Source organism: Mycobacterium kansasii ATCC 12478 (assembly GCF_000157895.3).
In the GTDB taxonomy this organism is placed as follows: Bacteria; Actinomycetota; Actinomycetes; order Mycobacteriales; family Mycobacteriaceae; genus Mycobacterium; species Mycobacterium kansasii.
Map to the genome: position 1 here is coordinate 79,867 of NC_022654.1, position 13,374 is coordinate 93,240.

Annotated in this window: 17 protein-coding genes; 6 read left to right on the forward strand and 11 right to left on the reverse strand. The window is 63.7% G+C overall.

Features of this window, described 5'->3' with window-relative positions:
* The first annotated feature begins 117 nt into the window (after nt 1-117).
* The 3 genes from MKAN_RS28200 to MKAN_RS33165 are packed head-to-tail and all read left to right on the forward strand — an operon-like array spanning nt 118 to nt 2,552.
* Nucleotides 118-699, forward strand: a complete 582-nt coding sequence (locus MKAN_RS28200) for an IS607 family transposase (protein WP_007172352.1) — start codon at nt 118-120, stop codon at nt 697-699.
* Nucleotides 699-2,351 carry an IS607 family element RNA-guided endonuclease TnpB gene (gene tnpB / locus MKAN_RS28205; protein ID WP_040624340.1) on the forward strand — a complete coding sequence of 551 codons (1,653 nt, stop codon included), beginning with the start codon at nt 699-701 and terminating at the stop codon, nt 2,349-2,351. Before MKAN_RS28200 ends, tnpB begins: the two co-directional genes overlap by 1 nt.
* Nucleotides 2,352-2,552, forward strand: coding sequence for a type II toxin-antitoxin system VapC family toxin (locus MKAN_RS33165; protein ID WP_023363509.1), 201 nt, complete (start codon nt 2,352-2,354; stop codon nt 2,550-2,552).
* A 119-nt stretch (nt 2,553-2,671) separates the two neighbouring features.
* Here MKAN_RS33165 and MKAN_RS28215 read toward each other — a convergent pair whose 3' ends face one another.
* Together MKAN_RS28215 and MKAN_RS30145 are read right to left on the reverse strand one after the other, a co-directional pair.
* On the reverse strand, nt 2,672-3,394 hold the full coding sequence (locus MKAN_RS28215) for a hypothetical protein (RefSeq protein WP_023363510.1): 723 nt from the start codon (nt 3,392-3,394) through the stop codon (nt 2,672-2,674).
* On the reverse strand, nt 3,391-4,293 hold the full coding sequence (locus MKAN_RS30145) for a hypothetical protein (RefSeq protein ID WP_074021534.1): 903 nt from the start codon (nt 4,291-4,293) through the stop codon (nt 3,391-3,393). Before MKAN_RS30145 ends, MKAN_RS28215 begins: the two co-directional genes overlap by 4 nt.
* Before the next feature lie 133 nt (nt 4,294-4,426).
* Between MKAN_RS30145 and MKAN_RS30905 the strand changes: the two genes are divergently transcribed.
* Nucleotides 4,427-4,834, forward strand: coding sequence for a hypothetical protein (locus MKAN_RS30905; protein ID WP_141224646.1), 408 nt, complete (start codon nt 4,427-4,429; stop codon nt 4,832-4,834).
* A gap of 890 nt (nt 4,835-5,724) precedes the next feature.
* On the opposite strand, the gene MKAN_RS30910 is transcribed toward MKAN_RS30905, so the two are convergent.
* The 9 genes from MKAN_RS30910 to MKAN_RS29035 all read right to left on the reverse strand — a co-directional run bounded on the left by MKAN_RS30910 (nt 5,725) and on the right by MKAN_RS29035 (nt 11,548).
* Nucleotides 5,725-6,156 carry a hypothetical protein gene (locus MKAN_RS30910; protein ID WP_155254717.1) on the reverse strand — a complete coding sequence of 144 codons (432 nt, stop codon included), beginning with the start codon at nt 6,154-6,156 and terminating at the stop codon, nt 5,725-5,727.
* 230 nt (nt 6,157-6,386) lie between these two features.
* The gene (locus MKAN_RS28225) at nt 6,387-6,659 is read right to left on the reverse strand and encodes a hypothetical protein (RefSeq protein WP_139315440.1); all 273 of its coding nucleotides are present in this window, start codon (nt 6,657-6,659) and stop codon (nt 6,387-6,389) included.
* A gap of 123 nt (nt 6,660-6,782) precedes the next feature.
* A complete protein-coding gene (locus MKAN_RS28230; protein WP_139315441.1) occupies nt 6,783-7,454 on the reverse strand; it encodes a hypothetical protein in 672 nt (223 codons plus the stop codon).
* 109 nt (nt 7,455-7,563) lie between these two features.
* Nucleotides 7,564-8,643: a DUF6036 family nucleotidyltransferase gene (locus tag MKAN_RS28235; protein ID WP_007172361.1), complete on the reverse strand. Its 1,080-nt coding sequence runs from the start codon at nt 8,641-8,643 to the stop codon at nt 7,564-7,566.
* Between the two features lie 114 nt (nt 8,644-8,757).
* Nucleotides 8,758-9,462 (reverse strand): hypothetical protein, encoded by a 705-nt coding sequence (locus MKAN_RS28240; protein ID WP_155254718.1) that lies wholly within the window; start codon nt 9,460-9,462, stop codon nt 8,758-8,760.
* Nucleotides 9,463-9,469: 7 nt separating this feature from the next.
* Nucleotides 9,470-10,177: a hypothetical protein gene (locus MKAN_RS28245; RefSeq protein WP_139315443.1), complete on the reverse strand. Its 708-nt coding sequence runs from the start codon at nt 10,175-10,177 to the stop codon at nt 9,470-9,472.
* Nucleotides 10,178-10,394: 217 nt separating this feature from the next.
* Complete coding sequence (locus tag MKAN_RS28250) at nt 10,395-10,688, reverse strand: type II toxin-antitoxin system RelE/ParE family toxin (protein WP_007172365.1); 294 nt, start codon at nt 10,686-10,688, stop codon at nt 10,395-10,397.
* Nucleotides 10,685-10,936: a type II toxin-antitoxin system ParD family antitoxin gene (locus tag MKAN_RS28255; RefSeq protein ID WP_040624378.1), complete on the reverse strand. Its 252-nt coding sequence runs from the start codon at nt 10,934-10,936 to the stop codon at nt 10,685-10,687. Before MKAN_RS28255 ends, MKAN_RS28250 begins: the two co-directional genes overlap by 4 nt.
* Before the next feature lie 105 nt (nt 10,937-11,041).
* Nucleotides 11,042-11,548 (reverse strand): helix-turn-helix domain-containing protein, encoded by a 507-nt coding sequence (locus MKAN_RS29035; RefSeq protein WP_007172367.1) that lies wholly within the window; start codon nt 11,546-11,548, stop codon nt 11,042-11,044.
* A 306-nt stretch (nt 11,549-11,854) separates the two neighbouring features.
* On the opposite strand from MKAN_RS29035, the gene MKAN_RS28265 reads away from it, so the two are divergent.
* Nucleotides 11,855-12,292: a WhiB family transcriptional regulator gene (locus tag MKAN_RS28265; protein ID WP_007172368.1), complete on the forward strand. Its 438-nt coding sequence runs from the start codon at nt 11,855-11,857 to the stop codon at nt 12,290-12,292.
* Nucleotides 12,293-12,900: 608 nt separating this feature from the next.
* Nucleotides 12,901-13,185, forward strand: coding sequence for a hypothetical protein (locus tag MKAN_RS28275; RefSeq protein WP_007172369.1), 285 nt, complete (start codon nt 12,901-12,903; stop codon nt 13,183-13,185).
* Nucleotides 13,186-13,374 lie beyond the last annotated feature (189 nt).

Below are 13,374 nucleotides of genomic sequence, written 5' to 3' on the forward strand. Positions count from 1 at the left end.
GGGGCCGATCAGGCCGTTTACACCCTTACTGCGACAGTCCCTGCCCCGTGGGCGGGGTTGCGAGCTGTTGCGCAGTGAGTGCATTTAAGTGTGCGTTAGTGTCTTCTAATTGGTGTTGTGAATCTGGCGGATTGGGCGGAATCGGTTGGTGTGAACCGGCATACCGCTTATCGGTGGTTTCGGGAGGGGACGTTGCCGGTGCCCGCGGAGCGGGTTGGGCGGCTGATTCTGGTCAAGGCGGCAGCCTCGGTATCGGGTGCGGCGGCGACGGTGGTGGTGTATGCGCGGGTGTCCAGCCATGATCAGCGCTCGGATCTGGACCGTCAGGTGGCGCGGGTGACCGCGTGGGCCACGGAGCGTGATCTTGAGGTGGGCCAGGTGGTGTGCGAGGTCGGTTCCGGGCTGAATGGGAAGCGGCCCAAGCTGCGCCGCATCTTGTCGGACCCCGATGCGAGGGTGATCGTTGTGGAGCATCGGGATCGGCTGGCGCGTTTCGGGGTGGAACACCTGGAAGCGGCGTTGTCGGCGCAGGGCCGCCGGATCGTGGTCGCTGATCCGGGTGAGACCACCGATGATCTGGTGCGCGACATGATCGAGGTCCTGACCAGTATGTGTGCGCGGCTCTACGGCCGTCGTGGTGCGCGGAATCGGGCGATGCGTGCGGTGACGGCCACCAAGCGGGAGCCAGGGGCTGCGTGATGATCGTCGGGATGCGCACCTGTGGTCAGGCGGCGAAGGTGGCCGGGCTGACCGGTGGTGTGCAGTTGCCGGGGAAACCGAAACCCGATGGCAGCCAAACATTGTCACGTTATGTCGATGTGGGCGCGGATTTCGAGTCGCACCGTGCGGTGGTGGAATCGGTGTCTGTCTTGTTCAAGCTCTACGACGGGGACGCCGCCGGTTATGCGGTCAACGGTTCGCTGGGTGCGGAAGTGGCCTCTGGTTGGCTGGTGACCGCGGCGAAGTTCGAGGTGGAATGGCCAGCGGAGCCCGAGCGGGCGGCGTTGGTGCGGTCGCATTTCGGTGCTCGCCGCAAGGCGTTCAACTGGGGTCTGGGTCGGGTGAAGGCCGACCTCGACGCGAAATCGGCTGATCCGGAACATGAGTCGTTGGGCTGGGACCTCGGCGCGCTACGCAAAGCGTGGAATCTCGCTAAGCACGAGGTGGCGCCGTGGTGGGCCACTAACAGCAAGGAGTGTTACTCGGCAGGGTTGGCCGATCTGGCCCAGGCACTGAGCAACTGGAGCGCCAGCAAGAACGGGAGACGCCAGGGTCGGCGGGTGGGTTTCCCGCGGTTCGCCACGGCGCGACGCGATCCCGGCCGGGTCCGGTTCACCACCGGCACCATGCGGGTAGAGGATGACCGCCATAGCATCACGGTCCCGGTCATCAGCGCGCTGCGGTCCAAGGAGAACACCCGCCGCGTGCAACGTCATCTCGCATCGGGGCGCGCCCGCATCCTGAACATGACCCTGTCCCAGCGGTGGGGCCGGTTGTTCGTGTCGGTCGGCTATGCGCTGCGCACCCCGAGCGCGGGAAGAACGCCGACTCAGCCCACGGTGCGCGCCGGGGTGGATCTGGGGGTGCGCACGCTGGCCACCGTCGCCACGATCGACCCCGCCACCGGCGTCGAAACCGTTGTCGAGTATAAGAATCCGGCCCCGCTCAAGGCGACACTTGCCGCCCGCCGCAGGGCTGGTCGTGAACTTTCCCGCCGTATCCCCGGATCGCACGGTCATCGGGCAGCGAAAGCCAAGCTGACCCGATTGGATCGTCGGTGCGTGCATCTGCGGCGGGAAGCAGCCCACCAACTCACCACGCAGTTGGCGGGCACCTACGGCCAGGTCGTGATCGAAGATCTCGATGTGGCCGCGATGAAACGCAGTATGGGCCGGCGGGCGTTTCGCCGGTCTGTTTCTGATGCCGCAATGGGATTGGTCGCGCCGATGCTGGCCTACAAGACCACTCGGCACGGCAGCACCCTGATCGTGGCGGATCGCTGGTTCCCATCAAGCCAGCTCCACCACCGCTGCACCCACCCCAACGGCACCCCATGCCGCCTGGTCGGTAAGGGCCGGATCGACAAGCACCTCATCTGCCCGCAGACAGGTGAAATGGTCGACCGCGATAGAAATGCTGCTTTGAATCTCCGTGACTGGCCGGATTACGCCAGTTGTGGTCCAGTCGGGACCACGGCCCCATCGGTACCCGGGCCAACCGAATCGGTTGGTACAGGCCATGGCGCGGACACCGGATCAACCGGTGCCGGCGGAGCATCCGTAAGACCCCGCCCACGCGGGGCCGGACGCGGAGAGGCCAAAACCCCAACCCCGCAAGGGGACGCCGCATGAGTGCAACTCAAACACACTCAACGGCAACGGTCATACCGCCGGGAAGACGCGCGCGCGCACGCGCCCGAACCCTTCACCCTCGAACACGCGATCGACGCCCACAGCGCCTACCTCCACTACGGGAAGGGACGCCACCCCGCAGCCGTCAACTACGGCGACACCATGGCCTACGCCACTCGGCAACGACTTCACCCAAACTGACCTCGAATTCAACGGCGTTGTCGGCTACTGGCCAACGCCCTAACGGTCCCTCCTAGCACCACTGCCCCCACGGCCACGATGTCCACCAAAGGCGGCGATCACGGCTACGATCTCGGTATTCAATCCTCGATTAGGTCTTTGTAGGCCATCTCCCAGAACTGCCAAATCGGCATCGCTGCCGTGCGTCGATGCGCGTCCAACACGCGGCGCGTCTGCGCGTTGATCTGTTCACACGCTGTCTCGCTCAGCACGATCAGATCCGGATAAGCGGCCTCAATAGCTAACTTCTGGGAGGCGGCATCTTCCGGCGAAATTTGTTGTAGGCGTTCTTCTGTAGCCGCGCTGATTTCTGCGCGACGCTCCACGCACCGCTTCATGATCATCCTCACCCGCTCGCGCCCACGCGCCACCGCCCGGTTCATCCGCTCAGTTTCTTCGTGCTCGCGCTGGTGCTCGGCTATCACCTCGGCAATGTCGTCCAACAAGGCCGCCGTGTGCCTAGTACCGACCAGAACTGCTTCCAGCTCGGTCGGGTCCACTCTCCCGCACGCGACTATGCTGGCAGCAAATTGCTCATCGGACATCGGTGCCGGCTCACGTTGAAGAACCCCTAACCAACCGTTGAGCTTTGCCTGACGCCTCTTCCAATCGGCCACGGCGTCATAGTTATTGCGGATAGCGACATACTCCACCGCCGCTTCGAAAACTAGCAGCGCTTCATCGATCGGCCACTCGCTGCGTTTCTTTAGCCGCTTCAACTGCCGCGGCAAAGGCCGCGGCTCCGTCATCAACATGGTTATGGTGTCCGCTAAATCCGCTGCTGCGGAATAGCTTTCGTTCACCGCAGTGCCGGTTCCTTCAATGGCGCCCGTATACCGGCCACCCATGCTGCATACACTACGTTGAGTAGGTCGCCCCCATAACGGTCCCAGCACAAGAGAGCCTCTATCTGGCGGCACCGGATGAATTCTCGTGTGTAGCTGACCGTCTGGTCAGGGTTTTCTATTCCGTCCAGTCCCGGTCGCTGGCACGCCATCTGAACCAAAGCGTCTTCGTGTTCCTCGCCGAGCAGCGCCCACTCCTGGACTGTGGGCCAGCGCTCAGCGACGAGTGAGTGCGCCACGGACTGCGCAACCGGCGACAACGCCTCACCCGGAATACCAAATGCCAACTGGCGGATCAACTCTCGGCAGTAGTCACGCACCACCGACTCATCGGCCCCCATCAGATCCGCATATAAGGCGGCGTCCACGGTCTGCAGCCGATGGGCCCGCGACGCCAACAATTCCGCCGCCGCATTATCCGCCACGTCAGAGGGTTTCACGCCAGTGGCCACTTCCGGCGCCGGGTGCTCCCTCAAAAACTCAGAGGGCAGCGCCCACGACGTGGCCACCGCACTCACCGTGTCCCCGAACTCCCGGGCCGCCCGCACCGCTTTATCGGCCGGGTTGACCCAGCCGAACCAGCGCGCGTCAAAATCTGCATCGTGGCCACCGGCGATGGGCATCGTCTTGCGCAGGAACACCACTGGCGGGATGTAGGTCGCGCCGTCGTTCGTGGCAACCCAGTACGTCGGCATGCCCGAGGCGTTACGGCCAACGGCCACAGCCCAATCCAATCCAGGATCAGTTACTTTCGCCGCCCCAGCGAGTTCGGCGACAAGGCCCTTGGCCGTTTCCAAATCCGAATATGCGTCATCCTTGCGCACCGTCACCACATCACGCCGACCCGCCACCGGCATCAACCCGGTCCCAGGCCCGGGCGACCCACCTCCGGGCTCAGCCGGTATTGATGGGGCGGCAGGCGTCGAGCCGCCCGCCGACGGAGCGGCCGGCGGCGGGCCCTGCGGAGGAAGAACGGAACCGTACGAAGTCATGCCTCCTGCCGGCATACCCGCCGCCGGTGCCGGTGCAGGGGCGGAAGCGGCCGCCGCCGGCGCAGTAGACACAGGAGCCACCGCTGGCGCAGCCGACGTCGGAGCCGACTCGATCGGCGCCGCCAACGACGTCATCGGCGCCGACGTCACCGGCGGAACACCCCCTGCCGCCGCCGCGCCCGCCGCTAAACCTCGCCCGAAGTCCATCCCCAAGGACGGCATCGGCGAGCCCTGCAGCCCAGGCGCACCCAGCCCCGTGGGCGGGGCCATACCGCCCGGCAGACCGCCAAAACTACCCATCAACCCCTGCAACGGGCCCATAGGAAGCCCACCACCCGATCCCCCGCCAGGCATACTCGGCAAACTCGGCAACCCACTACCCATCAACGACGTCAACGGGTTATGACGCGGTGATCCAAACGGAGCATCCGACGAGGGCGCGTGTACGCGTCCCGATCCGCCTGGTGCAGGAGGTGCTGCACCGTCGTTGGGACCGTCTGATGAGGCATGAACTCGCCCACCCCCGGGCTGTCTCGGGGGACCCAGATCTGGCGTCCCTGGACCGTCAGTCGACGGGTCCTTATTGTCTGTACCATTGCCAGCTTGTTTGAATTTTGGGCCGCCGGGGCCGCCCTCTTTAAAGTGGTTGGTGAACTGAACGGTGTATTGGGTGGCGTAGCCCTGCAACTCAGTCGAATAGGCCTGGATCGTCGTTCGGTGCACACCGAGAATCACCGCTACCTGCGCCAGCGACTGCCCCGAGCCGCTTTTTAGGAAGGCCTCGGCCTCTTGATGCGCCTGCGTGTTCTGCTCGAACATGTGCTTCTTGGTGCTCGCCACATCGTCGGCGCCGCGCCTGATCAAACCGGAGGCAACGCGCGCGATCTCCGCCTGGAAATCCTTGATCGACGCCGCTTCAAAGTGGGCCGCGCGAGCAGCGTCCGCGCTCTCGCCCACCCATGACCCGCCGTCGAAGACGCCGTTCGCCGCCTGGCGGATTGTCGTCGCGCTGTCATCGTGCAGTTTGAAGTCATCAGCAAACTTGTCGGCGCCGGCGTTCATGGCGGTCTCAGAGTCTTCCGGCCACACATACGGTTGGAACAGAAACCGGACGAAGGCTCCCTGCGGCCGCGGATGATCACTGCCGACATGCGGTAGTGACGGCGGCTGAATTTTACCCACTGGCCCCCGGTTGACCGCCTTGAGCAGGCGCGCCGCCTGCTTGTTATTGCGTTCTGACCACCACGCGGGAAACTCGTCCCCGCCCGTACTTGTTAACTCCGCCATCCGAACGGGTTACCTCGGCAGCCCGCACACACCGACAAGCGCATTGATCGCATCGTTCGATATGTCGTTAAGGCGATTCACTTCAGGAGTTGGGGTATTCCCCATCGCCGCCGTCGTGGCCTCGAGCGTGGTCTGAATGTAGTTCCGTGCGGCTGAGGCGACGTCGGCAGGCAATGCCGGAACGAGCGCTGTTTGCACCGCCAATGCACTATTAACTGTGCGCAGCATGACGGGGATATTGACGGTCCCATTTACTCTGAGGCCGCCTTGTCCTTGCTGACCTTGAACCGATGTATCGAAAACTTGACACAAATGAGTTTTCATCGCCGTCGCGTCGGCCGCGCTGACTTGCGGAGCGGGCGGCGCAGACGTTGATGCTGATGGTGCAGCGGACGGCCCGTCGGTGGAGCGGGCATCGTTGTGCGCTACCGCGAGCGTCACTATCGATCCCGTGGCAGCCGAGATCACGATCGCGAATAGCAGTCCGAGCGCGGCCCAGGGCCAAACCCGACGACGTGTTCTCTTCTGCGGGAATCCTGTTGGGAACGGAACTGCTGTCGGCGGCGGGGTCGCGCCAGGCCTAGGTGTAGGCGCTGGAGGTGGCGGCAGCGTCACCGATGGTGACCCTGTCCTCGACCAAGGTGATGAACTCATGCGCCGCTCCCCTGTCGTTACGTCGTGAGAATGCTTGAGTTGCCCGCTTCAGTGGTTTGAACTGTCGCGATGCTGAACTCTCGACTTGCGGTGTTCGCCGCCGCACGGCCGACTGCTTGGGCTTCACCTATCGCACGTCCCCCAATGGCCGCCCCGATCAAGGACGTCATGTAGCCACCGACGCACAGGCCTGGAAGGTCGCCGCTGGGCTGCTGAGCGGTAGCGGCGTCCGCGGCAGACAAGCCTGCCTCTGTTTCCGCCACATCCATCGTGAACTTGCCTGCTGACATAAACCGCATCTTACCGCCGGTGTCGCGGCTACACATCGCCTAACCAGCACGGATTCGCCCAGCGCCGCATGCTACGACTGCTTGCGCGGTTTGCGGACGCCTTGAGGGACGGGTGAGCTCGAACTATGACGACGATGAACCGCTATGCATAGTCGCCACCAGCTGGTCTGCTGCCGGTCCCACGATCTTGCCGCCATCGTTGGCCATCTGCTCGATATCAGGCCAAGAAGACATCCTCATGTAGTCGAAGTTTGCCCGCTGAACGGTATAAGTCGCGTTGATCGAAAGAGGTTCCAGCACAGCCGGAATGCGGTCGCCTTCCCGCAGTATCGCCGGGGCTTTTGCTACTGCGGGTAGCACCGTGGCCTCCCATGTCGATAGTTGCGTAATAGTCGGGTCGAAAACGGCTCCGTGATCGGGAAAGTGAATGATTTCGTGACCCGACCACGTCTGCAATGTTCCCTGCGCCAATGCGTGCCGCTTTAGTCGTGGCTGTCGGCTCCCTAACGAGAGTTCGTGGCCCTCGTGTGAGGCTTCCACCGTCACCGTCAGCGGTTCGGTCCGTATTCCTTCTTCACGCGCGATGACCCGGACAACCTTGCACGCCGCGAAGCACAACCCGGCGTTCAGCATTCGAATCTGCGGACAACGGGCTGCGAAATAACATGCAGCTAAACCCATGACAGCCCGTTCTCGCTCGCTGAAGTGCACTGATCCTGACCATCTCCCAAGTGCGAATTGCATGGTCCATCCTTGGAAAAACACTTCTAGTTGCTGATCGGAAAGCTCAATCACAGCCTGCACCTCGTTCTCCGCTCGCGCCTGCCGCGAGACCGCACGGTCGCTATCCCAGAGACCTTAGAGCCATGTTGTGACACGTGGTGGGATCGCTGCTCACCAGTGTTCAATGTTGGAGGAGATCGTTGATGAGTTCTTTTGAGCGCGTTGGTATCTCTGTATTTGGGAAGTACCGTTCGACGATCGCCCAGACCTCGGCGCGAGACGTGATATCGAGGTGGCCGAGCAGGAATTGCACGTCATCGCCGTCCCTGACGGCCCGAGCGGCCAGGACTTTCATCGCCAACAGATGCTGCGGTGGTGTCGCGGCGACTTGCAGGTAGGGATGGTCGAAGACGACGCTCCCCTGCCCGGGAGTTCGCGAGACGTAGCTTGCGGCCTGATTGTTCAGCCAGCTAGAGGGCCATCGCTGTTCGGCAGCGACTTCGCGGATCGCAGCGAGCATGGGTCCGTCAGGAGAAAACAGAGCGTCGATATCGCGTGTTGCGGTGCGGGTTTCGTCGTAGGCCAAGATCATCGCGGCGCCGCCGACCACGTGGACATGCCCGACAATACGGCGACGTTCCAGCTTCTGCGCCAAGGAGATGAAGGCGCGCCGCAGCTCGGTCTGATCGAATAGAGGCTCAGGCATTTTGCTCGCTCCATCGTGGGTGAGGTCGTAACGGTCCAGGTAGATCCCGCGGCGACGAAATGAGGCCGGGGTCCACAACATCGCGCGGGTGCGCGCAGACGGCAGAGGGGAAATCCACCACGGGGTGTTCAGGAAGCGCTCAGTTGTGATGCTCCACAGCGGTCCCGGCAGCCCGTAACTGCCGGCGAGGTGTTCGGCGATCGCCGCCAGTAACGCGTCATGGCGCGGGTCGCCGGTCAAAGGCGGGTCGTCGTTGATCAAAGACAGGGCGGCTGGCCCCGATTCGTCGGCGCCGCGGGTGAATTCGAAGAAGATCCGCAGCCGGGTGCGGTCGTCCGCGACGTCCCGGATTCCCTGGGCAGCGTCCGACAGGGTAAGAGCCTGGGTAGGTGCTGCCAGGTCCGTGCGCGCGCCCTGGCGGCGGCGCACTGCGCGAACATCTGCAGCGGGATATCCAGTAATGCGGTGGATGCCGCGGTTGGACAAGATGCTGCGCGCCCGCCCAGGGGTCACGCTCCAGTGCCGCGCTGCTTGGTCGACGGTCCACAGCTCCATATCGCCAACATACGCGCATCACGCACGGAAGTGAGCCAGGTTCTGCGTAGAGCGCATCTACCCCGGGTTAGTGACGACGGAGCAGCGGTTGAAGACGCAGTATTTCAATGAGCTTCATCGGCCGGCGCCGGCTTGTATCGCTCGCCATTCCTCGACCGCAGCTTCCACCGTCCCGTGTACTCGTGCGACCGCTGCGTCCACGGACGCACGCTGTTGGGGATAGGCCGGGTGCGTTTCGAACGGCTCGCCTGCTCCGGCGGTCGTGGTGTAGATCAGCGTTGTTTGCGGGTCCCGGTTCACCTGAAATTGTGCCGAGGGCGGCAGTTGATTCGTTAACTGCGGATCTTGGATGAGCACCGGGACCCGCAGGTGGTCCGACGTTGCGAATCTGCCTTGCCCGATTGTCGGGTCCAAAATAGCCGCCATTTCTGGAATGTGAAGTGCGACATGACCGGTCCAGTACTGTCCGCGGTGTTCTGGTGTGGGTGAACCGATTGTTTCCACGACCGCGCCGTTTTTCCTGACTTCGACTGAAACGGGCACGATGACGGGCTTGAAGCCACCCAGCGCCGATAACGCCTCGCCGATGAAGTAGCAGGCTGGCCAGCATTGCCGCATTCCGGCCCACGAGCGAGCAGGGTTACCGCCGCCCGCCCAGAGCACCAACGCGCCGCCCAAGGCGACTTCCTCAGCAGTGCCGACGAGGCGGGACTGCGCCCATTTCGTAAGCAGCCGGTCCCAATAGGTGCTGCCAAAAGCGTTCACTGGTCGGCGAGTCGACGACTTCTTTTTGCGCCCTTTAGATTTCGGCATCACCACCCCTTAATCAACTGACCAGAAGCGCCAAGCGCGGATCGCCGACCCAGCCATCGCCCAAGACGCCGTAGGCGCTCCACAGGCTCAGCGCCGGGGCCGCCGCGCCGCTGAACCGCACCGGGTAAGTCGAGTCAAAGCCCAACGTCAACGTCCACTGCTGCAAATCCGGGTAGAACTCCGTGCACGCTCCGAACCAGAAACTGACCATGCCGTGCGCCGCGGTGGTGCAGATCAGGCGGTCGGTCGTCACAATGACCGGGCAGGTTTGGTGAAACCGCCACTGAGCCGCGGCGCGCTGGGCCGCGGCCACCTTACGCCGATGATTCACCACCCCTTGAACAGCCAACGCGCCGAACATGACCGCTGGGCGGCCCGCGACCATCAGCGGCAGCGGTGAGTATCGGCCGTCGCCGCCACAAAAGCGGCTGTAGTCGATCTCGGCGCTCAGCAACGCCTGTTCTCCCGGTTCCAGAACCGGCCCGTACACCTGGACCGGAGTTGGCGCGCGCCCGGCCCGCAGCGCTGCCGCGCAACCGCGGCTGTAGTGCCACCACTGCTCGGCAGCGGTGCGCGGCTGCCATGCCGTCTGGGGTTGGCGCGCATGGTTGGACCCGCCAGCAGGGCTGTCGTGGGCGCGCGCCGGCGTCGACGTGGCCCGGCTCACCGGAAGGTTATGCCGCTGCGGTGGCGGCATTCCTGGCATCGGGATATCGAACATGGCCGCAGGATAGCTTTCGCATATGACACCGGCCCCGAATCAGCGGACACCCCGGTTGTCACGAATCGAATGTGTCCGTGTCTGCGGCGCGGCCGCCAGGATGGCTGTTCTACCCTTGTTGGTGGTCGTACACACAGGCCGGATGCCTGTCTGTGCGGGCCTCCCCCGGAGGCCCCGGTCGCATCTCCCGTAAAGATCAGACCGGGGCTCTCTGAGGTCAAAGGTGGCGGTCGACGTCCATGCGTTGGTGCAGGACACGCACGACATCGAGGAAGCCTTGGGTTGTCACCCGATAAAACAGCATGTGCGACCCGGCTGCCAGCTTGCGATAGCCCGGGCGGATCTCGTCGCAGGCCCGCCCGATCCGGGGGTTCGCCGCTGCGCGCTCGATAGCGCGTTGAAGTTCTCGCAGGTACTGCTCAGCCTGATCCAGGCCCCAGTGCTCGTGCGTGTAGTCCCAGATCTGTTCCAAATCTGCTTGCGCAGCGGGTGAAAGGACGTATGCGCTCACCGGCCTTGCGGCTTTTCGGCGCGTTTGCCGTCGAGGAAGGCGTCGAAGTCAAACGGTGTTGAAGTGCCGCTGCGCTCACCGGCCACTAGCGCCTCGCGCAGTGCCCGAAGCTGAATTTCACGGTCCTCGAGTAACCGCAACGCGGAGCGCACGACATCACTGGCCGACCGGTAACGTCCCGCAGCCACCTCAGCCTCAATGAAGGCGCTGTAATGCTCATCGAGACTGAAGGACGTGTTTTTACCCACCCGCCGATCATACCAATAATTGGTATTCGACTGGACGGGTTGTGCCTGATAGTCGCGGATGACCGGCATGCTGGTGGCCGCCCAGATGATCAGCGCGGCGGCGGCTTACGGCCGGAACTCTCGGAGCTGAGCCAAAATTCGGATCGCTTCGTCGCGCTCATCCTCCCGTAGCCATGCCAACATCCAGATCAACGCCTCTTCAGTTTCACGAGACGCGGCGCTGAACTCTTCGTCCATCCGGGCGCGGGCGGCTTCGGGCATGGTGTCGCGGTGCTCGAGGAACGCCTGACGCATCTTGATCAGGCGCTGAGCAAGGGCCAAGCGGTCCCCGGCGGCCGTAGCGGTATCCCTGTCCGCGGGGGCGGCCGGCGCGCCCGTCTCCTGGATGCGAGGGGCGCCGCCTTTCAGGATTGCCTCGACGCTGCCGGGCAGCCACGCAAGGCCTCGCTCTAATGCACGCTGTGTGCTGGCGTGTGGTTGGGATAACCGGTTGTTTTCCACCCCGCGAACGGTTGACTCCGACAGCCCTCCCCGCTCGGCGACCTCAGATTGGGTCAGCTTCAGCTGCTTGCGGCGAAGCCGCACCGCAACGCCGAGCCGATCTGAGGTCATAACTCGCTATCTTGCCCGACGAACCGTCAAATCCACCTGTCTTAGCCGTCAAGACCGTCAAATTTGTGGCTGATTATCTGACGGGCCCTTCCGGGCGGACCTCGACCACTGAAACAGCGCATGACATGCGGCAACAGTGCGCACGGCGTCCGCCTGCCATCTCTGCGTCGATGCGCCGACACCCCCGGTTCTGACGGTTACAACCGTCAGAACCGTCAAAAGCGTCAGAAATTCTGTTAGATTACGGGTAATTCACGGGCGATCGAGCCGCTGAAGAACCGACGACCTACAGAAAGGACGCCTCCCATGACCACCGCCCTAACCCCTTCGGTCGATAACCCCCCCGCTGGCGCCAGACCCTTCGCGTCCTTCCAGATGCGCGCCGACGTGCGTCTCTTCCAGACCACCCAGCATTTGGCCTGCCAAGAAGACCCCGAGTTGTTCTTCAACCCCCGCACCAAGCACCGCGCCATCAAGCGGTGCAACGACTGCCCTTTTCGGGGCCGCTGCGGCTACAACGCCGTGGCCACCGGCGCCACCCATGGAATCTGGGGCGGAGTGATCCTGCCCGGCGCCCAGCCCAAGGCCCTCAAACCCGTCTACGCCCGGCTGGCCGCCCAGTTTGAACAGCGCCGGCGCACCGAGCTCGGCGATATTCGAGTCGCGCCGCTACCAGAGCTCATTGACGACGAGGAAACCGACGCCGACGACGATCCCCTGGTCTTTCAGGTCGGCGCCGCCTAGATGTGCCGTCACGTGAAATCGGTTGCGCCGTGGTGTCGAACGAATCAGGAGGGGTGTGGAAAGCATGTTGACTGAGGCATTCAAAGGCGGTGACTGGCAGCCGCATACGGCCCACGCGGCTGGCCTGACGCACACATGGATAGAAGGGTGGTACGCAGGCGGGGTCGAGGCGATCGTTGCCGAGGTTCGCGGTGAGGCGTGGGACTGTCTCATGATCGAGAGCACGTCCAACGGTCCGATCACGCAGACCGCGCGCGCTAAGGTCTTCGGCCTCGGGGCAGCTGTTGTTGGACCACGCGATTCGCGTGCGATACACGCGGTCCTCGCCACCGTGGAGCAACGACTGCAGCGCGGTATCGGCCTGCCGTGCTCTGATTTCCGACCGCTGCTCGTGCTGGTCGGCGACGGCGACCACATCCAGAACAGTGTCCTCCAAAAGGCCGCGTTCCTTGGACGTGCGGCGAACGTGCACCTTGGGATTCATCACATCGCCCGGGCGCGAACCCCAAGACACTTCGACGACAACATCGGCGGTTGGTACCACGGCTCGGGTCAACGTTGCGCAGCCAATCTGGTGGACACAGCACTCCTAGACCACGGAGGTTCCCATGAGCTCAGCGGTTGCAGAGCATCCCGTCATCGCTAGCGTCGACGACAACGGCACGGAACGCATCACGGTCTTCGATGACGATACGTCGGTGATCTGCGGGGCATTTCGGCCCGCCGGCCACCTTTACTGGCGGCTGTATCTGGCCGCGACGGTCGCCAGCGCCGGCTGTCCGGCCCCCCAGATCCCACCCCCGCATGTACTGGCTGCGCGCCGCGAGGACGCGTGTCGGTGGGTTGAACTCATCGCCCACCTCTACACGCATCCTGCGGCCGTGGGCAGCTAAGCCCGAGGCCGGTGACCGGACCCTTATCCCCAACATACACAAGGACTTTCATGATGACCATCCACGAAGTGTTCACCTCGGCGATTGACGAGGCGAGCCTGCTTGACCACCTCAGCCGCGAACCGCGCCGGCCAGCCGGCCCTGCGGTGCCAGCATCGGCCGCCAACAACGTCACGCACCACCGCCACG